Consider the following 20,993-nt stretch of genomic DNA (forward strand, 5'->3'; position numbering starts at 1 on the left):
TCAGCGGCGCTTGACCGTAGCCACGATCAGGCGCTGCAATTCGGCTTCGGCGTCACCCTTGTCCAGCGCCCCGGCAACCACAGCTTCGGACAGGGCTTCGGCTGCACCGAGAATCGCCCAACGCCCCGCCAGCGGCACCGAGCCGTCAGCGGCGAACGGGCCCAGCCAGGCGTCGCAGTTGTCGATGAAGTCCTGCTGGTAGCGCCGGCGCACCTCATGCAGCTCCGGCGCGCCCACCAGCGCGGCGAGGATGCCCTGCACTTCACTGCCCTGGCTGAGGATGCAGTCGATGTAACCGGAGGCGATGGCGGCCGCACGATCAGCCAGCTGTGCCCTGGCGCGGCCGATACGCTCGTGGAAGACCACCGTCTGCCGTCCGTCGTAGTCATCGTAGAGCGCGGCCAGCAGACCGTTGCGGGTCACGAAGTGGTCGTAGGCCACCGGCTTGGTCACGCCCGCCGCTTCGGCCAGCCGCCCCAGCGTCAACGCATCGGTGCCCTCCTCGCCGACCAGCGTCCAAGCCACCTCCAGCAGCTGGCGGGCGCGTTGCTCTCGGGTCAGGCGGCGGCGCGTGGGAGCGACGTTGGCAGGCATCGGCGGAACACGGCGATCAGTTCATCGGAGTACCGATTTTACGGCCGATTTCCACCGCGGTCTGCAGGTGAGCCTGCGCGGCGCCACTATCGGCGTCGAGCAGCAGTTGCGATGACAATACGCGTGCACCGCAGTAGTCGAAGATGCCCATGTCGATCTGCGCCTTCATTGCGGCACCATAGCCACGCCGTTCGATCATCTCCGCGCCCGCACCACCGACGCCGACCAGGTGCACGCGCAGGCGCTGCAGCTTCTTCTGCACCTTGCCATCGGCGCCGTCCTGGTAGGCCCAGCCCTGGGTGAACACGCGATCGATCCATCCCTTCAGCAGCGCGGGGAACGACCACCAGTACAGCGGATAGACCAGCACCAGCGTGTCGGTGGCGCCCAGCCGTGCATGCTCGGCGGCCACATCGGCCGGCACCGCGCCGGTGCCACGGAACAGCGCCTGGTCCTGCGCGGTGAAGCGCGGGTCGAAGCCCTCGGCCATCAGGTCGGCGTGGGCCACGGTGTTGCCGGCATCGGTCGCAGCGATGGCCTCGCTGATGCGCTGGGCGATGGCGTGGGTGAGCGAACCGGGTTCGGGATGGGCGGTGACGATGAGGCTATGCATGCGGGGACGTTCCGGAATTCACTACCTACCAATGGTAAGTATCAATTCCCGGGATACCAGCGCCACCGGTGGGACGCTGTTTTCGCACCCCGTATAGTGCCGAGGTTGCCCGTGAGATGCCCGACGATGCGCCGATACCTGCTTGCTTCATTGATGTACCTGTTGCTGGCCACGACGGCACCGCCTGCCCTGGCCGGCGAGCTCACCGCGGCCGAATCGGCCGGCCTGCGCCAGGACGTACAGGCGATGTTGACCGCATTCGCCAAGGGCGATGCCGAGCTGATCATCGCCCGCACACATCCCAGCCTGAAACGTCTGGCCGGTGGCGATGAGACCTACGCCCGGTCGACCCGCGATACCGTCAAGGCATTGCACAAGGCTGGCGTCGTCATCATCAGTGACGAGGCCGGAGTACCCGGCCGCACCTATGCCGCCGGTGACGAAGAAGTCTGCTTCGTACCGCGGCAGTCACTGCTGCGTGTGCGCGAAACCGCTATCCGCAGCACCTCGTTCATGGTCGCTGTGCGCCACGTCGGCACTTCGCAGTGGCGCTACCTTGATGGCGCCGGGCTGATCGACAATCCAGCGATGCTCCGGCAGCTGTTGCCGGCACTGGAACCGGGCGTGATCCTGCCCAAGGGCGGAGTGGAAACGCTGTAGCGCACTTGCAGGGCGACGGTACTCTCCGGCGCATCCACCCACGCATGGCGTGGATCCATCGGCATGCGGGCGCTGCTCCTCGGTGGGTGCGTAGCTTGCTGCGCACCGGGCATCCTGCATCCACGCATGGCGTGGATCTACCGATGGCCTCCCATCCACGCATGGCGTGGATCTACTGTCCGCTAGCGGAACAACGCGTTCAATGCCGCGCCCGAGGCCGCCTGCTGCAGGCCGTCGAAACGGCCGTCGTGCACGATCGGCTGTGTCGCCTGCATCAAACCTCCCCACGCGGCGCGCGCCAGCGCCCCCCCCAGGCTGACCCGGCGCACGCCAAGCGCGGCGATGTCCTGCAGGCGCATCGGTGTCGGTCCACCGACCAGCAGGTTCACCGGCTTCGACCCCGCAGCGGCAACCACCGCGCTGATCTGCTCGCGCGTGCTGATGCCAGGTGCATACAGCACATCGGCACCGGCTTCGGCATAGGCGCGCAGGCGCTGCAGCGTGTCCTGCAGGTCGGGCACACCCACGAAGAAGTTCTCGGCACGGCCGACCAGCAGCACCTCGCCACCCGCACGGTCGATGGCCGCACGCGCCGCACGCAGGCGTTCGACCGCCTGGTCGATCGGGCGCAGCGGTGCATCGGCCACGCCACTGGCGTCCTCGATCGACAGCGCCGCGATGCCGGTATCGATCGCCGCGGCCACCGCCTCCCCCACCGCCTGCGGCGTGGCGCCGAAGCCATCACCGAAATCGGCATTCAATGGAAGTGCTGTCGCCGCCGCCATCAGCCTCAGGTGCTCCAAGGTGGCCTGCAGTGAGACCGCGCCGTCCGGTCGCCCTTCGCTCCAGGCGCAGCCGGCACTGGTGGTGGCCAATGCCAGGAAGCCCTGCCGCTGCAGGTAGCGCGCACTGCCCACGTCCCACGGATTGGGCAGCACGAAGCACCCCTGCGCGTGCAGCTGGCGGAAAGACGCACGCTTTTGCTGTGTGTCGGCATCGGGCGAGGTCATGGCAGGGCTCCGGGGCGGCAGACCTGCACCGTAGCCCGCCGTGCGGTCGCGCTCAATGGCATCCAAGCCGGCCTTGCATGAGGTGATGCTGCCTGCTTATTGGACGCCACCGGCCACACTACCCGAGCGTGCGTGCTTGCCCACACCTGCCGCCACGGAGCCCTTCATGCAGCCTGACCCGCATATCCTCATCGATGACGGCGACGATGACGCCCACTGGGCCGACCTGCTCTCGCCGGCACGGCGGCGCCTGATCGCCTCGGCCGGGCTGGCCGCCGGAGGCCTGGCCAGTGCCTCGACAGCCTCCGCATCGCCCCATGGCGGCGTTGCAGCGAACACCACCGAGCCCGGCCGTCCCGGCTTCCGTGCCATCGTGCCGCCGGCGCCGAAGGGGCGCAGTCCCTGGGGCCAGGCCACGGCCAGCGAACCCACCCCGCGGCCAGCCAGCGTGCGCCCCGGCGAAGCCACGCTGCCCACCACCCCGCGCGCCTATACCGACATCAAGAGCTATCACGCACATATCTACTTCGATGAAGACAGCTTCGAGAAGGCCGCCCTGCTGCGGCGCTGGGCGGCCGAACGTTTCCCGGTGGAACTGGGCAACTGGAACCTGGAGCCGCGCGGCCCGCATGTAACACCGTCGTTCTACTTCGGCTTCAACAACGACCTGCTGCCGGTGCTGGTGCCGTGGCTGCAGCTCAACAGCCTGGGGCTGACCATCCTGATCCACCCCAACACCGGCGATGGCCGCGCCGACCATCTGTACTACGCCCTGTGGGTGAACCGCGCGCAGCCGGTGAACGCCTACAACTGGCCGGTGCCCAAGCCGGGCGAGCTGGAGGCATTGGAAGAAGTGTTCCCGAATGTGGTGCCGACGGTGCCGCTGGAGACGTGACCCGCCTTTCCGGTGGGTGCGTAGCTTGCTGCGCACCTTGGGCCGCCCCTCCGGTGGGTGCGTAGCTTGCTGCGCACCTTGGGCCGCCCTTCCGGTGGGTGCGTAGCTTGCTGCGCACCGAACTTCCTTCATCCACGCATGGCGTGGATCTACCGAACTGCGGCCTGTCATCCACGCATCGCGTGGGTCTACCGACCGGTGGCCCATCATCCACGCATGGCGTGGATCTACCAGTGGCCCCCATCCACGCATGGCGCGGCAACCCCGGCAAGGCTCCTGCCGCCATCGTCGGCCTACGTGCACGCATCCCCCGCCCGGACGGCGTTCAGCGCGCCTTGATCTGCCGCCCCGCATAGGGCCACAAGCGCTTCGGCAGATTTCAAACAAACGATTGAAACGCAGCAAACTTCGCCGAACTGGACAGCATCCGCCGGTTCCGCCAGACTGCCGCCCTTTCCCGTCTTCCGGATCCCATGGCGAAGCTGCTGGTCCTGCACGGCCCCAACCTCAACCTGCTCGGCACCCGCGAGCCGGAGGTGTACGGCCATACCACGCTGGCCGACATCGACCAGGCGCTGGCCGCGCAGGCCGCCGCCGCCGGGCACGCCGTGGAGAGCCTGCAGTCCAACGCCGAGCATGTGCTGGTGGATCGCGTGCAGGCTGCGCGCAACGACGGAACCGCTTTCATCCTGATCAACCCCGCCGCCTTCACCCACACCTCGGTGGCCCTGCGTGACGCGCTGGCGGCGGTGGCGGTGCCGTTCATCGAGATCCACCTGTCCAATCCGCATACCCGCGAACCGTTCCGCCAGCACAGCTACTTCAGTGACAAGGCGGTGGGCGTGGTGTGTGGTTTCGGTGCCGACAGCTATCGCTACGCGATGGATGCGGCGCTGCTGCGCGTACAGGCGGCCGTCGCGTGAAGGTGCTGCCGCACGTGCTTGCCAGCATCCTGCTGTGGGCCGGCCTGTGCGGTGCCGCCGCGGCATTCGACCGCAAGGACGAAGGCATCGACTGTGCGCATCCGACCACCACGATGGAGAGCGACCTGTGCGCCTCGGACGTGGCCGCGGCCGCAGACGCCGAACTCAATACCGTATACGCCCTGGCGCGCAAGCAACTGCGCACGCCGGCCAAAGGCGGCAGCTGCAGTTACTGCGGCGATGCCGAGCAGCAGCTGGTGCTGGCGCAGCGCGCCTGGGTGCAGCTGCGCGACCACGACTGCAACGCGGTCTATGCCCTCAATTCCGATGGCACGGCACGCAACGGCGCACAGATGCGCTGCCTGATCACCCTCGCGCGCGATCGTACGCGTCAGCTGCGCGAGTTCTACGAACTGCTTTGACCCGAGCGCGCTGCGCTCCCCACCACACTGACATCAAGAGCAAAGAGGCCACCATGGATCTCCGCAAAATCAAGAAGCTGATCGACCTGCTGGAAGAGTCGAACCTGGCTGAAATCGAAATCAAGGAAGGCGAAGAGTCGGTGCGCCTGTCGCGCGCCCCGGTGGCCGGCTATGCCGCCCCGGTCGCCGCCCCGGTGTACGCCGCTCCGGCCGCCCCGGCACCGCAGGCGATGCCGATGCAGTCGCCGACCGAAGCCTCCACCGGCGGCACCGCCAAGCCGGGCCCGGCGCTGCCGGAAGGCCACGTGCTGCGCTCGCCGATGGTCGGCACCTTCTACGCTTCGTCCGCCCCGGACAAGCCGGCCTTCGTCACCGTTGGCCAGCAGGTCAAGGAAGGCGAGACCCTGGCCATCATCGAAGCAATGAAGATGTTCAACCCGATCGAGGCCGACAAGTCCGGCACCATCGTCGCCATCCTCGGCGAGAACGGCCAGCCGGTGGAATTCGACCAGCCGCTGTTCGTGATCGGCTGAGGGGCACGCCATGCTCGACAAAGTCGTCATCGCCAACCGAGGGGAAATCGCGCTGCGCATCCTGCGCGCGTGCCACACCCTCGGCATCCGCACGGTGGCCGTGCATTCCACGGTCGACCGCAACCTCAAGCACGTGGCCATGGCCGACGAGTCGGTCTGCATCGGCCCGGCGCCGTCGCCGCAGAGCTACCTCAACATCCCGGCGCTGATCGCCGCTGCTGAAGTCACCGACGCGCAGGCGATCCATCCGGGTTACGGCTTCCTGTCGGAGAACGCCGACTTCGCCGAACGCGTGGAAGAGTCCGGTTTCATCTTCATCGGCCCCAAGGCCGACACCATCCGCATGATGGGCGACAAGGTCGAAGCCATCCGCGCGATGAAGTCGGCCGGCGTGCCGTGCGTGCCCGGTTCGGGCGGCCCGCTGGGCGAGGACATCGTCGCCAACACCAAGATCGCCCGTGAGATCGGTTACCCGGTCATCATCAAGGCAGCCGGTGGCGGTGGCGGTCGCGGCATGCGCGTGGTGCATGCCGAAGCCTCGTTGAAGACCTCGATCGAAACCACCAAGAGCGAGGCCAAGGCCGCGTTCGGCAATGGCGAGGTCTACATGGAGAAGTTCCTGGAGAATCCGCGCCACGTGGAAATCCAGGTGCTGGCCGACGGCCAGGGCAACGCCATCCACCTGGGTGAGCGCGACTGCTCGATGCAGCGCCGCCACCAGAAGGTGGTGGAAGAAGCCCCGGCACCGGGCATCACCGCCGAACAGCGCGAGCAGATCGGCAAGGTCTGCACCGAAGCCTGCGTGCGCATCGGCTACCGCGGCGCCGGCACCTTCGAGTTCCTGTACGAGGACGGCCGCTTCTACTTCATCGAGATGAACACCCGCATCCAGGTGGAGCATCCGGTCACCGAAATGGTCACCGGCATCGACCTGGTGGCCGAGCAGCTGAAGATCGCCGCCGGCCAGAAGCTGTCGATCAAGCAGAGCGACGTGGTGCTGACCGGCCACGCGATCGAGTGCCGCATCAACGCCGAAGACGCCGAGACCTTCGTGCCGAGCCCGGGCACCATCACCGGCTTCCATCCGCCGGGCGGCCCCGGCGTGCGCGTGGATACCCACATCTACAGTGGCTACCGCGTGCCGTCGAACTACGACTCGATGATCGGCAAGCTGATCGTGCACGGCCCGGACCGCGAAACCGCCATCGCCCGCATGCGGGTGGCGCTGAGCGAGATGGTGGTCGACGGCATCAAGACCAACATCGCCCTGCAGCAGCGGATCATGCGCGACAAGGGCTTCCAGGCCGGTGGCCAGAACATCCATTACCTGGAAAAGCGCCTTGCCGAGCGCAAGAACAAGCCGATCGCACTGACCTGATCGGCAGCAGGTGCTGGACATGAAAAGGGCGGGGATATCCCCGCCCTTTTCGCGTTCTTGCGGTAGCGCCGGGCCATGCCCGGCGGCTTTCCATTGCCACCGTCCACCCGCCGGGCATGGCCCGGCGCTACCGGTGTGGCATCAGCGCTTGCCGGCAGCTTCGGCCGGGATCTGCGAATTCGCCAGCGGGCGAACACCATTGGGCGAGCTCGGGTCGACGATCACCATCGTCTCGGTGGACCCATCGGGCCATACCACCTGGAAGGTACTGCCTGCCGGCAACGAAGCAAACGGCATGCCGCTCTGCGCGCGATAGACCGCAGCGACCTGGCTGGCACCCACGCGGCGCACATCTTCCTGCGCCTTCACCGTGGTCAGTTCCACTTTTGACAGATGCCGGTAACGATCTTCATAGGTGTCGATCATCAACAGCCCGACCGCGCCGGCCGAATAGGCCACGAACAGCGCCACCCAGAACCAGAACTTGGCTCCATGCAGGAATCGACGGTAGTTCATTGCCCGCCCCTCTTTCCAACCAATCGCTTGATCCACTGCTTCATTTTCCCCGCACCTTGCCGCGAAACCGCAGCGTCATACACGAAATCCCGGAAATCCTGCGTCCCATCCTGCGAACAGATCCCTCCATTCGCACAAAAACTGTTGACCAGCACACTGTCGGCACCACACGGTAGACCGAGCTCGCAGGCCGCAACCCGCCATGCCAGTTCACTGAGCTGTTCTCCCGCCACCAGGCCAGTGAGCGCCTGGTCCCCCGCCGCGCGCACGCCCATGCCCGGTGCAATGGCCATGAAGGCCTCCGGATCGCGCGATGTACGCACCCGCTCGACCAGGTCACGGCGGTACTCGGGGCTGTCATGCAGCGGCTCGCCTTCGGCAAACAGCGATGCTTCCGCTGCGAGGTTGCCCTGCGTGGCCGCCTTGCGACGCTCGGCCAGCACCAGCGCAGACCCCAGCTTGTCGCCCGGCACGAAGCCGCCACAGCGCTGCGCCACGCGCTCGCGCGCCTGCACCATCGCCGGTGCAGCGGTCAGGCCCAGCCCGGCCAGCACATTGTTGTCCAACCGATAACCGCCCGGATCGATGGCGTACTGCGCGCAGTAGTCGTAGACCCGGCTGAGCATCCAGCGGGCTTCGTGGTTGCCGTCGTCGGCCTGCACGCGCAGGCGCTGCGCGTAGGCGTACAGATCGGTCGCATCCTCGATGTCCGCGCGCAGGTCCAGCGGCAGGCCCGAAGGCAGCGCGTTGCCGCGCTCGAACGCAGCCAGGCGACGCGCCAACGCTTCCGGCACAACCGGCAGGGGCGCCGCATCGTCCGCCGCAACCCGGGCCGTCGGCAGCTCGCCTGCGGTCACCGGCACCGTTCCGGCATGGCCGCTGGCCCGATACCCGGCCACGCCCAGCACGGCCACCGCCGGCAGCACGAGCAACCAGGTTTTCAGGGTCGGAGCAAAGGCCATTGGCGGCAGTGAGCGTTCACGGCGCACAGGAAAGCACCAAGTTTAACAAGGCCCGACAGGCCTGTCTGAACCGGTTCCGTTCATCTCCGAGCGGCATCTCAGGCAATACGGAGACGCTCCGATGGTCTAGCATGGCCCCCTTTCCCGCGATTGCCCCCACCGCCATGCCGTTCCTGGAACTGACCCTGCGTTGCACCGAAGCTACCCAGCCCCGCTATGAGAATGCGCTGGAGGACGTCGGCGCACTGGCCGTCACGCTGCTTGATGCCGAGGCCGATACCAGCAACGAACAGGCCATCCTCGAGCCGGGCGTGGGCGAGACCCCGCTGTGGGACACCCTGGTGCTGAGCGCGCTGTTCCCGGCCGACAGCAATGCGCTGCTGCTGTTGGCCGCACTGGAGTCCTTCGACCCGGAGCTGGACTGGAGCAGCGGAAGCTTCCGCGCGGTCGAGGATGAAGACTGGGAACGCGCCTGGATCGACCAGTTCCAGCCGATGGACTTCGGCAGCCGTACCTGGATCGTGCCGTGGAACCATGAACTGCCCGATGCCGCGCAGGCCGCCGATGCCGCCGTGGTGCGGCTGGACCCAGGCCTGGCGTTCGGTTCGGGCACCCACCCGACCACCGCACTGTGCCTGCGCTGGCTGGACCAGTTGGCAGTCGATGGCCTGCTGCAGGGCCAGCGCGTGCTCGACTTCGGTTGCGGCTCGGGCATCCTTGCGCTTGCCGCGCTGAAGCTGGGCGCCGCTGAGGCCATCGGCGTGGACAACGATCCGCAGGCGCTGGTCGCCACCGCCGACAATGCCGAGCGCAACGGCGAGCAGGCGCGCATGCACGTCTACCTGCCGCAGGACGAACCAGTCGCCACCTACCCGATCGTCGTCGCCAACATCCTTGCCTCGGCACTGGACGCGTTGGCCGAGCTGCTGGCCGCGCGCGTCGCTGCCGGTGGCCGCATTGCCCTGTCCGGCATCCTGCACGGCCAGGAAGGTGAACTGCTGCAGCGCTATGCCGCATGGTTCGATGACCTGCAGGCCACCCAGGATGGCGACTGGATGCGCATCACCGGCGTGCGCCGCGCCTGATCGTGGTTGAATGACTGCTGGATCCGAGCCCGCACCCTGAGCATGTCCGAGCCGAACCCACCGCGACGCCCCCTGGCGACCTTCCTGCGCACCGCGCCGGAAGGTGAGCCTGTGCCTGCGACCGATGCGCGCACGCAGGCCCCGGACGAACACGCGCCGCCTGCCATGCAGGTGCCAACCGGGCCTGCCGAAGCGGCGCATGTGGCGGCGGCAGAGATGCGGCACGACGATGCGCCTGTCATCGTTGATGAAACTGCGGCCGTCGCGCCGGCACAGGTTGCAGTGCCGGCAACGGTGGCTGCCGCTGATGCGCCGAGTTTCCTTGGCAGTGCGCGTCCCCGCAACCTGCCGGCACCCCGCTGGCACTGTCTGCTGGTTGCGGGGCTGGCGCTGCTGCTGCTGTTGCAGAGCGTGCTTGCCGACCGTGCGCGGCTGGCCGCCGACGCCGGCAACCGTGCATGGCTGGGCACGCTCTGCGGCGTCCTGCACTGCAGCCTGCCGGCCTGGCATGAACCCACCGCCTTCACCATGACCAGCCGCGAGATCCGGCCGCTGCCCGGGCAGGCCGGTGTGCTGCAGGTCCAGGCCAGCATCCGCAACGACGCACGCTGGGCACAGGCCTGGCCGGACCTGCGCCTGTCACTGTCCGATGCTGATGGGCGGGTGATCGGCAGCGGTGTGTTCACGCCTGCGCAGTACCTGGGCGAGAACCCCGGTGCGGCCCTGCTGGAACCGGGCCAGAGCGCGCGCGTTGCCTTCCGTGTGCAGGAGCCCGCCGCATCCACCGTCGCATTCACCTTCGACTTCCTCTGACCGTGAAAAGGCGACCGGCCGTGGCAGGCCGCGCACGCTCGCGCTAGACTGGCCGCCACCACCTCGTCCGGCCGCGCGCCCCGCGCGCACGGGCCAACCGAATCGGGAACCCCCTTGAACGCTGTCCTTTCTCGTCCTGACAACAGTCGTGGCGCTCCCCGGCCACCGCTGCGTGAACATGTCGCCCAGTCCGTGCGCCGTTACCTGCGTGACCTCGATGGCTGCGACGCGGACGATGTCTACGAGATCGTACTGCGCGAGATGGAAATTCCGCTGTTCGTGGAAGTGCTCAACCACTGCGAAGGCAATCAGAGCCGCGCTGCGGCGATGCTGGGCATCCACCGCGCCACCCTGCGCAAGAAGCTGAAGGAATACGGCATCAGCGCGTAAGCGCCGCCCGCCGGGCATGGCCCGGCGCTACCGATGCCGGGTCCACCCGGTTCCGGTGGATCCACGCCATGCGTGGATGAAGGCCCGGCGGGATCAGCCGCCCCCGCCCGTAGATCCACGCCATGCGTGGATGAAGGCCCGGCGGAATCAACCGCCCTCGCCCGTAGATCCACGCCATGCGTGGATGGAAGCCCGGCGGAATCAACCGCCCCCGCCCGTAGATCCACGCCATGCGTGGATGAAGGCCCAGCGGAATCAACCGCCCTCGCCCGTAGATCCACGCCATGCGTGGATGAAGGCCCAGCGCAGTCAGCCTCCCCCGCCCGCCTTCCAGTAATACCGCACCACATGGAAGAACACCGGTGCGGCGAAGCACACCGAATCCAGCCGGTCGAGCATGCCGCCATGGCCCTCGATCATGTGGCCCCAGTCCTTGATGCCACGGTCGCGCTTGATCGCCGACATCACCAGGCCACCCCAGAATCCCATCAGGTTGATCAGCAGCGACAGGCCGAACGCCTGCAGCGGCGTGAACGGGGTGATCCACCACAGCGCCGCGCCCAGTGCGCTCGCACTGAGCACACCGCCGACGAAGCCCTCCACCGTTTTCGACGGTGACAGCTTCGGTGCGATCAGGTGCTTGCCCAGCAGCTTGCCCCAGATGTACTGCAGCACGTCCGAGGACTGCACCACGATCACCAGGAAAGCAAACAGCAGCACGTTGCGCGACGGGTCGTGCCCGGGCACGTGCAGGTTCAGCAGCAGCGGTACGTGCGAGATGCAGAACACGCAGATCATCAGCCCCCACTGCACCTTCGCCGTGCGCTCCAGGTAGTGCGTGGTGTCGCCGCCGATGGTCGACAGGATCGGCAGGAACAGGAACGCATAGACCGGAATCAGCAGCGTGTACATGCCGTACCAGTCGATCCACACCAGGTAGTACTGCCACGGCAGCACGATGTAGAACGCGGCCAGCAGCGCGTAGTAGTCACCCGAGCGCGTCGGTGCCAGGGTGATGAACTCACGCAGCGCGAACAGCGAGATGATCGCGAACAGCACGATCACCCCGGCACGGCCGAAGAACAGCGCCAGCCCGACCACGATCGCCATCACCCACCACGCGCGGATGCGCGACACCAGGTTGGCGATCACTGCGCTGGGCCGGCCGCGCTGGCGCCATCGCAGCGTTTCGGCCACCAGCGTGGCCAGCACCAGCACCGCGCCGACGCCAGCGAACAGCAGGCCGGTCTGCTGGCCCACGCTCTGCGTTGCCAGGTCGCCTGACACATCGATCAGGAAACTCATGGGCGCCCCCCGTTCGGCGCCAGGTCCAGCAGCGCCTGCCGGCTGCGCGCCAGGAACGCAGCCTTGTCCTCGTCGGCCTGCAACCGCAACGGCGTGCCGAAGGTGGCCGTGCACAGCAAGGGCAGCGGCAGGAAGCGGCCCTTGGGCATCACCCGCTTCAGGTTGTCGATCCACACCGGTACGAATTCCAGCTCCGGGCGTTGCCGTGCCAGGTGATAGATGCCGCTCTTGAACGGCAGCAGCGGCTCATCGCCCACGTTGCGGGTGCCTTCCGGGAACAGGATCAGCGAGCAGTCTTCGTCCACCGCGTCGCGCAGCACCTGTAGAGGATCCTGCTGTCGATGGCCGGCCTCGCGCTCGACCAGCACGCCGTTGAACACCGCATCGATCAGGTAGCGACGCAGGCCGTCGCGCTGCCAGTATTCGGCGGCAGCAACTGGCCGCACCTGGCGCCGCAACGCAGGCGGCATCGACGACCAGATCAGCACGAAGTCACCATGGCTGGCGTGGTTGCCGTAGTACACGCGGCGCTCGCTGGACGGCGCGCAACCGATCCACAGCGCGCGTGCACCGGTTACTACATGGATCGCACCACTGCAGGCGCGGGCAATCAGTTCGGCGAACATTGGTCCCTCCCGTTCACATCTGCGGCCACAACACGGCCAGCACCAGCAGTGCGAACTGCGCCGCGGTCAGCAGGTACTGGCGCAGCAGCAGGCGACGCATGCCGGCCCAGCGCGCGTCCCAGCCCCGCAGGGGCACATCGGGCGACGCTGGGCGCAGGCCACTGTCCTGCAGCAGCTGATCGGTGCGGCGCGCAGCGGCATCGCCGTCCAGGCCCTCATCGCGCAGCAGCTGCAGCAGGCTGGCGTCCAGCGCCACCCGCCACGCGTGGTACGTCTGCGCCGCCCCCGCAAACATGCTGGCCAGCAACAACCCTGCGGCGATCATCGCCAGGCCCGGCTCGGTGCCGAGCAGTAGCAATGCCACCAGCAGCAGCCCCAGCGACAGGCATGCCGGCCAGCGCCCCTGCCGCAGCAGCAGCTGCATGGTCGCCAGATCGGGAACCGTACTCATGTGCGCGCTCCTGCCGCATCGGTGATGGCACGCAGATGGGCCGTACCCAGCACGATGCCAGGGCGCGCAGAACGCACGATCGCCACCGCCGTATCAGCGTCAGCCGCGCGACCACTGCGCAGCAGCCAGGCCGCCACGCTGGCAGCACTGCGCGAGTAGCCCAGCGCACAGCACACCAGCAACGGCCCCTGCGCACGCAGGCACTCGATGGCCTCGGCCGCCTCGCGCAGCTGTTCCGGCGTGGGCACCACCAGGTCCAGCATCGGCACACCGGCGTGCGCCGCACCCGGCGCGCAGCAGGACAGCTCGGCGCAGGCATCGACCACGCCCACCAAAGGTGCCGGCAATGCCGTGCAGGGAATCCGGCCCAGCCACACGCCGTCCAGCACCGGCACCGGCTGCGGCGCACGTCGCGTCCACAGCCGCGAGTTGATCCAGGCGGCGCCCAGGTATGGTGCCAGCAGCCAGCGTGCGGCCATCGTCAAGCGACCATCGGCGCGTTTCTGGAACACCGCCGTACCCAGCCCGGCATAGGCAAGCGCCACCAGCAGCAGCGACACCACCGGCCACAGCAGCCACAACGCCGCGCCACGCAGAAGCACCACCGGCACCAGCAATGCAGCGGCCCCCAGCAGGTACAGCGCAGCCAATCGCCAACGTCTGGCATCACGCGCAGTGCGCCAGGCGCGCAGCGGTGGCGTGCCCTGCTCCGGCCACAGCCACACGCACAACCAGCCGGCCAGCAGCCCGGTCGGGATGTCGATGAAATGGTGCTGGAACGTCGTCAGTACCGAGACACCGATCAGCAGCGCCCACACATGCAGCACCCAACGCCACACGCCGTGCAGGTACTGCGCGAACTTCACCCACAGCACGATCAGCAGCACGATGTGCAGCGACGGCGCCTGGTTGAACGGCTTGTCGAAGCCCAGCAGCACATCGAACAGCCAACCGAACACGCCGCCGATCTCCGGCCGCTCGAAGCTGAAGCGCAGCGGCCACAGCAGGAAGCAGGTCACCGCGATCAGCTGCGCACTGAACAGCCGCAGCGCATGCCGGTCCAGTTCCAACCGTTGCCGGCACAGGAAGAAGGAGACCGCATAGAACAGGTCGATCGACCAGTACGGCACGATCGTCCACGGCACGAACGGAATGCGCGTCTCCCAGGCGAACGCCATCACCGGCAGTTCGGCATGGCGTCCAGCCATCCAGTTGGCGAAGCCGTAGCTGGCGAAGAAGAACGGACCCAGCAGGGCCAGCCACAACAGGGCGCGCCGCCAGGGGCGCCCTGTTGTGGCCAGCGGTGTTGCGGCCAGCGTCACCATCACGCGGTCCGGCGTGCCAGCGACACGGTGAAGATGCCGAATTCGTCGATGCGCTGCGCCACCTTCGCGAAACCAGCCAGGCGCACCAGCTCATCCATCTCCTGCTGGGTACGGCGGCGCATCACCCACGCTGCGCCACCGCGGTGGCTGGTCAGCGCGCGCGCGATGAATTCCAGCTGCGGGTGCCACGGCTGACCGGTGTAGGCCAGGTAGCCTCCCACCGGCACCGTTGCGGCAATGCCCTGCAGCGAGCGCAGCACGGCGTCGTTGTCGGGGAACAGTTCGTACAGGCCCGACACCACCGCCAGTGTCGGTGCTGGATCGACCTTGGCCAGTTGCGCCGGATCGAACGCATCGCCCTGCTCGAAGCGGGCGATGTCGGCCGCACCGAGGCGCTCGATCAATGCTTGGCCCTGGGTCACGTTCAGATCGCTGAAATCACGCAGCACGATGCGGTCGGCGCGCTGTTCTCCCTGGCCCAGCGCTTCCAGCACATACCGGCCATGGCCGGCGGCCACGTCCAGCACACGCACCGGCGTGCCCTGCCCGCGCAGGCGCTGGGCAGCGTCGCGCAGCAGTTCCTGCAGGTGCTGGCCACGGATGCGGATGCCGCGCCAGCCGATCGCGTCCAGATAATTGCGGTCGACCATGCGGCCGAACGGCCCCTTGCCGCGCGCTTCGTCGCGATAGATGTAGTCGAGCGTGCTGCCGGAATCAAAACCGGTCTGCAGGCCCAGCGCGATGCCTTCGGACAGCGTGCCGCCGAAGCGCAGGCCGCCACGCACCACGCGCCAGCGCAGGTCGGCCAGGCTGTTGCGCTCCGGCGGCCAGGCCAGGATTTCAGACTCTTCAAACGTCGGCCCATGCCGATGCGCATCGCGTCGCGACAGCTCGCGCAGCGGCTCGGCGAAACGTGCCTGGATGAAACTGCGGATGCGCGCCAGTGCCGGCGCGCGATCACGCTCGCCCAGCGTGTCGTGGAAGAAGCCTGGCAGGTGCACGCGCTCCTTGATCGGGCTGGACAGGCGCTCGTAGAAGCGGTCCTGCGGGCCACGGTGCACGACGAAGTCCGAGCCGGACACCAGCAGCTGCACCGGCACGCTGATCGCCTGCGCATCGGCCACGATGCGGTCAGCCGCTTCGTACAGGCCCAGCAGTACGCGCACCGAGATCGGGCGGGTGATCAGCGGGTCGGTGCGGTAGCTTTCCACCCGCGCCGGGTCATGGGTCAGCCACTGCGGCTTGACGTAGCTGTTGACGAAGAAGTTTCCGCGCAGCTTCTGCATCAGGGTCAGCCCCGCACGTGCGAACGGCACGTACAGCTTCACCTTGAACGCCGGCGAGGCCATCACCAGCGCACGCAGGCGCGGTGCGTAATCGTGCACCCACGTAGCAGCAACCACGGCGCCCACGCTCTGCGCGATCACCACGATGTCTTCCACCGCGATACCGTGCTCGGCGCCGATGTGGGCAATGAAGCTGTCCAGGTCACGCACCAGCGCCGGGAAGCCCGGTGCATCGCCACGTGCACCCGGCGAGCGGCCATTGCCGCGCGCATCCCAGGCGAAGAAGGCGGTGTCGGGCAGGTCCAGCTCGTCGACCAGGTGAGTGACGCGGCCGGAGTGCTCGTGGCCGCGGTGCAGCAGCACGATGGCCTTGCTGGCCGGGGCTGCGGTGGTGCCCGGCCAGTACCGGTAAAACAGCGGTACCTGGTCGAAGCTGTGGAATTCCCGTTCCTGCGCCTGACGCATGCAATCTCCTGATTGTCTTTTTGTATCTGCTTGATTAATTCGGCGAAACCGCCGCTTCCCGCAGCCCGCGCCGTACGCGATTGATCATCGTCAGCATGCACAGCACTGCCATGGCTGCGGCCACGCCGCTGACCGTCATCGCACCACCCCAGCCGAACGCCAGCAGCAGGCCCAGCACGCCGATCAGGAAGGCGCGGTCGCTCTTCCCCATGGGGCCGTCATAGCGACGGCTGGCCCCGACCATCAGCCCCAGCACGCCGGCGTATTCGCTCAGCGCCGCGGTCCAGGCCAGCAGCCACAGTGCCTCCGGGCGCACGGCGGGGACGCTGAGCAGGCTCAGGTACAGCGCTGCATCAGCGATCACATCGCACAATTCGTTCAGATAGGCGCCCAGCCGCGATTGCTGGCCGAATTCGCGCGCCAGCATGCCGTCCACGGCGTTGAGCGCCATGCGCAGCAGCATCCACAACGGCAGCAGCAGGTACAGCAGAGGCTGGGCAGGCGCGCAGCACCACACGGCCGCGGCCACCAGCAGCGAGACCACGGCAGCGGCCACGGTCACCGTATTGGCGGTGATGCCGAGGCGGTAGAGCCCGCGCACGGCCGGACGCAACAGGTCCTGGAAACGTCCTTTCAATGCATAGATCGACATGATCCGTACCCGCTGATCCTTGGCAGTGCGGGCACAGCCTACCCCATCGTCGGCTGATTCCGACAACCCGGCGCCGGTCCGTGGCCCAGCCCCCTGATCGGGCCGGATCAATGTGCCCAACCCGGTCCTGGGCCGATTGCTGCGGCAAATTACCCCTTCCGGCACCCGCCACCGGCCCCCACCGCCTACAATATCGGCCCCGCTCCGCTGCCGATTCTGTCCCATGACTGCTGATCTGTTGCCCGTCCGCCGGGCCCTCCTCTCCGTTTCCGACAAGACCGGTCTGGTCGAGCTGGCCACTGCGCTGGCGGCACGCGGCGTGGAGCTGCTGTCCACCGGCGGCACTGCCAAGGCGATCCGCGATGCGGGCCTGGCCGTGAAGGACGTGGCCGACGTCACCGGCTTCCCGGAAATGATGGACGGCCGGGTCAAGACCCTGCACCCGATGGTGCACGGCGGCCTGCTGGGCCGCTCCGGCCTGGATGACGCAGTGATGGCAGAGCACGGCATCGGTGCCATCGACCTGCTGGTGCTGAACCTGTACCCGTTCGAATCGGTTACCGCCAAGGCCGACTGCACCCTGGCCGACGCGGTCGAGAACATCGACATCGGCGGCCCGGCCATGCTGCGTTCGGCAGCCAAGAACTTCGCCCGCGTGGCGGTGGCCACCGATCCGTCGCAGTACGCCGAGCTGCTCGCCTCGCTGGACGCCAACGACGGCCAGCTGACGGCTGCCACCCGCTTCGCGTTCTCGGTGGCCGCGTTCAACCGCGTTGCCCAGTACGATGCGGCGATCAGCAACTACCTGTCGGCGGTCACCGCCACCGACGCCGCCGTGCCGGCCCGCGCCGAGTACCCGGCGCAGATGAACTCCACCTTCGTGAAGGTGATGGACCTGCGCTACGGCGAGAACCCGCACCAGAGCGGCGCCTTCTACCGCGACCTGTACCCGGTGCCGGGCACGCTGGCCACCTTCCAGCAGCTGCAGGGCAAGGAACTGAGCTACAACAACCTGGCCGACGCCGATGCGGCGTGGGAATGCGTGCGCCAGTTCGATGCGCCGGCCTGCGTGATCGTCAAGCACGCCAACCCGTGCGGCGTGGCCGTCGGTGCCGGCAACGGCGATGCCTACGAGCTGGCCTACGCCACCGACCCGACCAGCGCCTTCGGCGGCATCATCGCCTTCAACAAACCGCTGGACGCCGCCACTGCCAAGGTGATCCTGGACCGCCAGTTCGTCGAAGTGCTGATCGCCCCGGACTACGAGCCGGCCGCGCTGGAATACGCACAGAAGAAGGCCAACGTGCGCGTGCTGCGCATCCCGCACGGCGACGGCCTGAACAACTTCGACAGCAAGCGCGTCGGCTCGGGCCTGCTGCTGCAGTCGTCGGACAACCGCGGCATGACCCGCGACGAACTGAAGGTGGTCAGCAAGCTGGCGCCGACCGACAAACAGTTCACCGACCTGCTGTTCGCCTGGAAGGTGGCCAAGTTCGTGAAGTCCAACGCGATTGTGTACGCCAAGGACAACCGCACGATTGGCGTGGGCGCCGGGCAGATGAGCCGCGTCTATTCCGCGCGCATCGCCGGCATCAAGGCGGCCGATGCAAACCTGGTAGTCGAGGGTTCGGTGATGGCCTCCGATGCGTTCTTCCCGTTCCGCGATGGCATCGATGCCGCAGCGGCCGCCGGCATCAAGGCGGTCATCCAGCCGGGCGGCTCGATGCGCGATGCCGAAGTGATCGCCGCCGCCGACGAACATGGCCTGGCCATGGTGTTCACCGGCGTGCGCCACTTCCGTCATTGATCCTGGAGCGACACGGATGTCCACAGTTTCGATGAAATCGCTGGCCATGCTCGCCCTCGCGGGCGCGGCCGTGCTGGCCGGCTGCAAGCCTGCGGCCGCCCCGGTGCCTGCGTCGTCGCAACAGGCCGCCACGTCGGCCCCTTCCGAGCCGACGGCGCACGTGAGCCGCACCGCACGACTGCAGGCCTTCCTGGTCCAGCGCTACGGCAAGAACGCCAGGCTCTCCGGTGAATGGCACGGCAGCTGGAACGACGACGGCGAAACCCGCCCAATGGACTGGCACGTCTGCGCCGAGCAACCGGTGGTGAGCGGTGACAGCTGGCAGCAGTTGCTGGCGGTCTGCGGTGCTTTGTCCGAAGGCGCGCACATCGACGCAGGCACGATCGACTTCTTCGTGCTGCGTCCGAAGGGCGATGGCTTCGACGTGACCAGCGAGCTGACCGGCGAACGCTTCGGCAGCGGTGGCCAGCCCGGCACGGTCAGCGTCATCCGCGCCGGTAGCGACTTCCATGGCTTCCGCGTCGAGGACGGCTGGTTCGGGCAGGGCTTCTCGCTGCTCTCGCAGTCGCTGATCCTGCCAGGTCCGAACGGCCTGGTGGCCAGCGGCAGCGTCCGCAGCCATATCGACAATGATGCCCAGTACGAGTGCGACAACCTGGGGGCCAGCAGCGACCCGGAGACCGTCGAGGACTGCCGTACCCGCCGCTTCAGCATCGATTTCGCACTGCGCTTCGACGACAGCGATCGCAGCGCGCGCATCTGGCCGCTGCTGATCGAGGAAACCGGCACCACCTGTGGCGGCAAGCAGGTCCGGCAGGAACACCGCTTTACCCTGGACCCGAAGACCTGGGCCTATTCCTTCCCCGAATCGCTGCGACGCGAAGGCTGCGAGTGAGACACGCCCGCCGCCGGGGATATCGATCTTCCCTTCCCACGCAATCTGGAATCTCGTGATGAACGTACTTGTCATCGGCTCTGGCGGCCGCGAACACGCCCTGGCATGGAAGCTGGCCCAGTCCTCCCGTGTCACCGAAGTGATCGTGGCACCCGGCAACGCCGGCACCGCCAGCGAAGACAAGTGCCGCAACGTGGCGGTGAAGGTGACCGACATCGACGGCCTGCTGGCGCTGGCCCAGGCTGAAGGCGTGGCGCTGACCGTGGTCGGCCCGGAAGTACCGCTGGTGGCCGGCGTGGTCGACCGCTTCCGCGCCGCCGGCCTGCGCATCTTCGGGCCGACCGCCGCTGCCGCGCAGCTGGAAGGCAGCAAGGCCTACGCCAAGGACTTCCTGGCCCGCCACAACATCCCCACCGCGTTCTACGCCGTGCACACCGACGTGGACGCCGCCCTGTCCTACATCCGCGAGAAGGGCGCACCGATCGTGGTCAAGGCCGATGGCCTGGCCGCCGGCAAGGGCGTGATCGTGGCAATGACCCTGGCCGAAGCCGAGGACGCGGTGCGTGACATGCTCTCGGGCAATGCCTTCGGCGATGCCGGCGCCCGCGTGGTGATCGAAGAGTTCCTCGATGGTGAGGAAGCCAGCTTCATTTCGATGGTGGACGGCGTGCATGCGCTGCCGATGGCCACCTCGCAGGACCACAAGCGCGTCGGCGACGGCGACACCGGCCCGAACACCGGCGGCATGGGTGCCTATTCACCGGCCCCGGTGGTGACGCCGGAGGTGCATGCACGCGTGATGCGCGACGTGGTGAACCCGACCGTGCAGGGCATGATCGCCGACGGGATCCCGTTCACCGGCTTCCTCTATGCCGGCCTGATGATCGACGCCAGCGGCGCGCCGAAGGTGATCGAGTTCAACGTGCGCTTCGGCGATCCAGAAACCCAGCCGGTGATGCTGCGCCTGCAGTCGGATCTGGTCGAACTGGTGGAAGCGGCCATCGACGGCCGCCTGGACCAGATCGACGCACAGTGGGATCCGCGGCCGTCGTTGGGCGTGGTGCTGGCGGCGAAGCCGTACCCGGAAGCGCCGATCACCGGTGACGTGATTTCCGGCCTGGATGAAGTGCCGGCCACTGCCAAGGTATTCCACGCCGGTACGGCATTGGATGCACAGGGCCAGGTGCTCAGTGCCGGCGGCCGCGTGCTGTGCGTGGCAGCGCTGGGCGACAGCGTGCGTGATGCGCAGGCCAATGCCTACGCCGGCGTAGCCAAGGTGACGTGGGCAAACGAGTTCCACCGCAACGACATTGGTTGGCGCGCGATCGCACGCGAAGGGTGAGGCCCACGCGGCATCAGGGCATCCACGCATGGCGTGGATCTACCC

The 20,993-nt window shown here is 67.6% G+C and carries 23 protein-coding genes; 12 read left to right on the forward strand and 11 right to left on the reverse strand.

The features are described from left to right. On the reverse strand, positions 1–594 hold the full coding sequence (locus tag QP552_RS18785; protein ID WP_286074348.1) for a TetR/AcrR family transcriptional regulator: 594 nt from the start codon (positions 592–594) through the stop codon (positions 1–3). Between the two features lie 16 nt (positions 595–610). Then, a complete protein-coding gene (locus tag QP552_RS18790) occupies positions 611–1,207 on the reverse strand; it encodes an NAD(P)H-dependent oxidoreductase (RefSeq protein WP_111112989.1) in 597 nt (198 codons plus the stop codon). A 126-nt stretch (positions 1,208–1,333) separates the two neighbouring features. Here QP552_RS18790 and QP552_RS18795 point away from each other — a divergent pair, with 126 nt between their 5' ends. Beyond that, positions 1,334–1,867 carry a hypothetical protein gene (locus tag QP552_RS18795; protein ID WP_111112988.1) on the forward strand — a complete coding sequence of 178 codons (534 nt, stop codon included), beginning with the start codon at positions 1,334–1,336 and terminating at the stop codon, positions 1,865–1,867. 182 nt (positions 1,868–2,049) lie between these two features. Here QP552_RS18795 and QP552_RS18800 read toward each other — a convergent pair whose 3' ends face one another. Then, entirely contained in the window at positions 2,050–2,877 is an 828-nt protein-coding gene (locus QP552_RS18800) for an isocitrate lyase/phosphoenolpyruvate mutase family protein (protein WP_286074349.1), read from the reverse strand. A gap of 166 nt (positions 2,878–3,043) precedes the next feature. Here QP552_RS18800 and QP552_RS18805 point away from each other — a divergent pair, with 166 nt between their 5' ends. The 5 genes from QP552_RS18805 (at position 3,044) to accC (ending at position 7,028) form a co-directional block, all read left to right on the forward strand. Continuing rightward, positions 3,044–3,772, forward strand: a complete 729-nt coding sequence (locus tag QP552_RS18805; RefSeq protein WP_286074350.1) for a DOPA 4,5-dioxygenase family protein — start codon at positions 3,044–3,046, stop codon at positions 3,770–3,772. Positions 3,773–4,245: 473 nt separating this feature from the next. Further along, complete coding sequence (gene aroQ, locus QP552_RS18810) at positions 4,246–4,695, forward strand: type II 3-dehydroquinate dehydratase (protein ID WP_111112985.1); 450 nt, start codon at positions 4,246–4,248, stop codon at positions 4,693–4,695. Beyond that, positions 4,692–5,117: a lysozyme inhibitor LprI family protein gene (locus QP552_RS18815; RefSeq protein WP_111112984.1), complete on the forward strand. Its 426-nt coding sequence runs from the start codon at positions 4,692–4,694 to the stop codon at positions 5,115–5,117. Before aroQ ends, QP552_RS18815 begins: the two co-directional genes overlap by 4 nt. Positions 5,118–5,170: 53 nt before the next feature. Beyond that, complete coding sequence (accB, locus tag QP552_RS18820) at positions 5,171–5,650, forward strand: acetyl-CoA carboxylase biotin carboxyl carrier protein (RefSeq protein ID WP_010481080.1); 480 nt, start codon at positions 5,171–5,173, stop codon at positions 5,648–5,650. A gap of 10 nt (positions 5,651–5,660) precedes the next feature. Then, positions 5,661–7,028 carry an acetyl-CoA carboxylase biotin carboxylase subunit gene (gene accC / locus QP552_RS18825; RefSeq protein ID WP_111197519.1) on the forward strand — a complete coding sequence of 456 codons (1,368 nt, stop codon included), beginning with the start codon at positions 5,661–5,663 and terminating at the stop codon, positions 7,026–7,028. 141 nt (positions 7,029–7,169) lie between these two features. On the opposite strand, the gene QP552_RS18830 is transcribed toward accC, so the two are convergent. Both QP552_RS18830 and QP552_RS18835 read right to left on the reverse strand, forming a co-directional pair. Then, a complete protein-coding gene (locus QP552_RS18830) occupies positions 7,170–7,544 on the reverse strand; it encodes a hypothetical protein (protein ID WP_106551428.1) in 375 nt (124 codons plus the stop codon). Continuing rightward, a complete protein-coding gene (locus tag QP552_RS18835) occupies positions 7,541–8,506 on the reverse strand; it encodes a hypothetical protein (RefSeq protein WP_286075948.1) in 966 nt (321 codons plus the stop codon). Before QP552_RS18835 ends, QP552_RS18830 begins: the two co-directional genes overlap by 4 nt. Before the next feature lie 164 nt (positions 8,507–8,670). Here QP552_RS18835 and prmA point away from each other — a divergent pair, with 164 nt between their 5' ends. The 3 genes from prmA (at position 8,671) to fis (ending at position 10,794) form a co-directional block, all read left to right on the forward strand. Continuing rightward, positions 8,671–9,591: a 50S ribosomal protein L11 methyltransferase gene (gene prmA, locus QP552_RS18840; RefSeq protein WP_010481075.1), complete on the forward strand. Its 921-nt coding sequence runs from the start codon at positions 8,671–8,673 to the stop codon at positions 9,589–9,591. Positions 9,592–9,633: 42 nt separating this feature from the next. Then, positions 9,634–10,404: a DUF3426 domain-containing protein gene (locus tag QP552_RS18845; protein WP_286074351.1), complete on the forward strand. Its 771-nt coding sequence runs from the start codon at positions 9,634–9,636 to the stop codon at positions 10,402–10,404. 114 nt (positions 10,405–10,518) lie between these two features. After that, complete coding sequence (gene fis / locus QP552_RS18850; protein WP_005419706.1) at positions 10,519–10,794, forward strand: DNA-binding transcriptional regulator Fis; 276 nt, start codon at positions 10,519–10,521, stop codon at positions 10,792–10,794. 309 nt (positions 10,795–11,103) lie between these two features. Here fis and QP552_RS18855 read toward each other — a convergent pair whose 3' ends face one another. From QP552_RS18855 to QP552_RS18880, 6 genes are read right to left on the reverse strand one after another with little or no spacing between them, the layout of a single operon-like run. Then, positions 11,104–12,099 (reverse strand): phosphatidate cytidylyltransferase, encoded by a 996-nt coding sequence (locus tag QP552_RS18855; RefSeq protein WP_099474013.1) that lies wholly within the window; start codon positions 12,097–12,099, stop codon positions 11,104–11,106. Further along, on the reverse strand, positions 12,096–12,725 hold the full coding sequence (locus QP552_RS18860; protein WP_286074352.1) for a lysophospholipid acyltransferase family protein: 630 nt from the start codon (positions 12,723–12,725) through the stop codon (positions 12,096–12,098). The genes QP552_RS18855 and QP552_RS18860 overlap by 4 nt, the downstream gene beginning before the upstream one ends. Positions 12,726–12,738: 13 nt before the next feature. Further along, positions 12,739–13,176 (reverse strand): hypothetical protein, encoded by a 438-nt coding sequence (locus QP552_RS18865; RefSeq protein WP_286074353.1) that lies wholly within the window; start codon positions 13,174–13,176, stop codon positions 12,739–12,741. Next, the gene (locus QP552_RS18870; protein WP_286075949.1) at positions 13,173–14,477 is read right to left on the reverse strand and encodes a phosphatase PAP2/dual specificity phosphatase family protein; all 1,305 of its coding nucleotides are present in this window, start codon (positions 14,475–14,477) and stop codon (positions 13,173–13,175) included. The genes QP552_RS18865 and QP552_RS18870 overlap by 4 nt, the downstream gene beginning before the upstream one ends. 23 nt (positions 14,478–14,500) lie before the next feature. After that, the gene (locus tag QP552_RS18875; RefSeq protein WP_286074354.1) at positions 14,501–16,252 is read right to left on the reverse strand and encodes a bifunctional alpha/beta hydrolase/class I SAM-dependent methyltransferase; all 1,752 of its coding nucleotides are present in this window, start codon (positions 16,250–16,252) and stop codon (positions 14,501–14,503) included. Positions 16,253–16,286: 34 nt separating this feature from the next. Then, positions 16,287–16,904: a CDP-alcohol phosphatidyltransferase family protein gene (locus tag QP552_RS18880; RefSeq protein WP_286074355.1), complete on the reverse strand. Its 618-nt coding sequence runs from the start codon at positions 16,902–16,904 to the stop codon at positions 16,287–16,289. A gap of 223 nt (positions 16,905–17,127) precedes the next feature. On the opposite strand from QP552_RS18880, the gene purH reads away from it, so the two are divergent. The 3 genes from purH to purD are packed head-to-tail and all read left to right on the forward strand — an operon-like array spanning position 17,128 to position 20,948. Then, complete coding sequence (purH, locus tag QP552_RS18885; protein ID WP_106551183.1) at positions 17,128–18,711, forward strand: bifunctional phosphoribosylaminoimidazolecarboxamide formyltransferase/IMP cyclohydrolase; 1,584 nt, start codon at positions 17,128–17,130, stop codon at positions 18,709–18,711. A 16-nt stretch (positions 18,712–18,727) separates the two neighbouring features. Further along, entirely contained in the window at positions 18,728–19,606 is an 879-nt protein-coding gene (locus tag QP552_RS18890) for a hypothetical protein (RefSeq protein WP_286074356.1), read from the forward strand. Positions 19,607–19,664: 58 nt separating this feature from the next. Then, positions 19,665–20,948 (forward strand): phosphoribosylamine--glycine ligase, encoded by a 1,284-nt coding sequence (gene purD, locus QP552_RS18895; protein ID WP_286074357.1) that lies wholly within the window; start codon positions 19,665–19,667, stop codon positions 20,946–20,948. The last annotated feature ends 45 nt before the right edge of the window (positions 20,949–20,993 follow it).

Source organism: Stenotrophomonas sp. 59 (genome assembly GCF_030291095.1).
GTDB classification, from domain to species: Bacteria; Pseudomonadota; Gammaproteobacteria; order Xanthomonadales; family Xanthomonadaceae; genus Stenotrophomonas; species Stenotrophomonas maltophilia_Q.

Bases quoted from the DNA above. Each gene is read 5' to 3' on its own strand.
- QP552_RS18785 (WP_286074348.1), bottom strand. From the start codon at position 594: ATGCCTGCCAACGTCGCTCCCACGCGCCGCCGCCTGACCCGAGAGCAA.
- QP552_RS18790 (WP_111112989.1), bottom strand. From the start codon at position 1,207: ATGCATAGCCTCATCGTCACCGCCCATCCCGAACCCGGTTCGCTCACC.
- QP552_RS18795 (WP_111112988.1), top strand. From the start codon at position 1,334: ATGCGCCGATACCTGCTTGCTTCATTGATGTACCTGTTGCTGGCCACG.
- QP552_RS18800 (WP_286074349.1), bottom strand. From the start codon at position 2,877: ATGACCTCGCCCGATGCCGACACACAGCAAAAGCGTGCGTCTTTCCGC.
- QP552_RS18805 (WP_286074350.1), top strand. From the start codon at position 3,044: ATGCAGCCTGACCCGCATATCCTCATCGATGACGGCGACGATGACGCC.
- aroQ (WP_111112985.1), top strand. From the start codon at position 4,246: ATGGCGAAGCTGCTGGTCCTGCACGGCCCCAACCTCAACCTGCTCGGC.
- accB (WP_010481080.1), top strand. From the start codon at position 5,171: ATGGATCTCCGCAAAATCAAGAAGCTGATCGACCTGCTGGAAGAGTCG.
- accC (WP_111197519.1), top strand. From the start codon at position 5,661: ATGCTCGACAAAGTCGTCATCGCCAACCGAGGGGAAATCGCGCTGCGC.
- QP552_RS18830 (WP_106551428.1), bottom strand. From the start codon at position 7,544: ATGAACTACCGTCGATTCCTGCATGGAGCCAAGTTCTGGTTCTGGGTG.
- QP552_RS18835 (WP_286075948.1), bottom strand. From the start codon at position 8,506: ATGGCCTTTGCTCCGACCCTGAAAACCTGGTTGCTCGTGCTGCCGGCG.
- prmA (WP_010481075.1), top strand. From the start codon at position 8,671: ATGCCGTTCCTGGAACTGACCCTGCGTTGCACCGAAGCTACCCAGCCC.
- QP552_RS18845 (WP_286074351.1), top strand. From the start codon at position 9,634: ATGTCCGAGCCGAACCCACCGCGACGCCCCCTGGCGACCTTCCTGCGC.
- QP552_RS18855 (WP_099474013.1), bottom strand. From the start codon at position 12,099: ATGAGTTTCCTGATCGATGTGTCAGGCGACCTGGCAACGCAGAGCGTG.
- QP552_RS18860 (WP_286074352.1), bottom strand. From the start codon at position 12,725: ATGTTCGCCGAACTGATTGCCCGCGCCTGCAGTGGTGCGATCCATGTA.
- QP552_RS18865 (WP_286074353.1), bottom strand. From the start codon at position 13,176: ATGAGTACGGTTCCCGATCTGGCGACCATGCAGCTGCTGCTGCGGCAG.
- QP552_RS18875 (WP_286074354.1), bottom strand. From the start codon at position 16,252: ATGCGTCAGGCGCAGGAACGGGAATTCCACAGCTTCGACCAGGTACCG.
- QP552_RS18880 (WP_286074355.1), bottom strand. From the start codon at position 16,904: ATGTCGATCTATGCATTGAAAGGACGTTTCCAGGACCTGTTGCGTCCG.
- purH (WP_106551183.1), top strand. From the start codon at position 17,128: ATGACTGCTGATCTGTTGCCCGTCCGCCGGGCCCTCCTCTCCGTTTCC.
- QP552_RS18890 (WP_286074356.1), top strand. From the start codon at position 18,728: ATGTCCACAGTTTCGATGAAATCGCTGGCCATGCTCGCCCTCGCGGGC.
- purD (WP_286074357.1), top strand. From the start codon at position 19,665: ATGAACGTACTTGTCATCGGCTCTGGCGGCCGCGAACACGCCCTGGCA.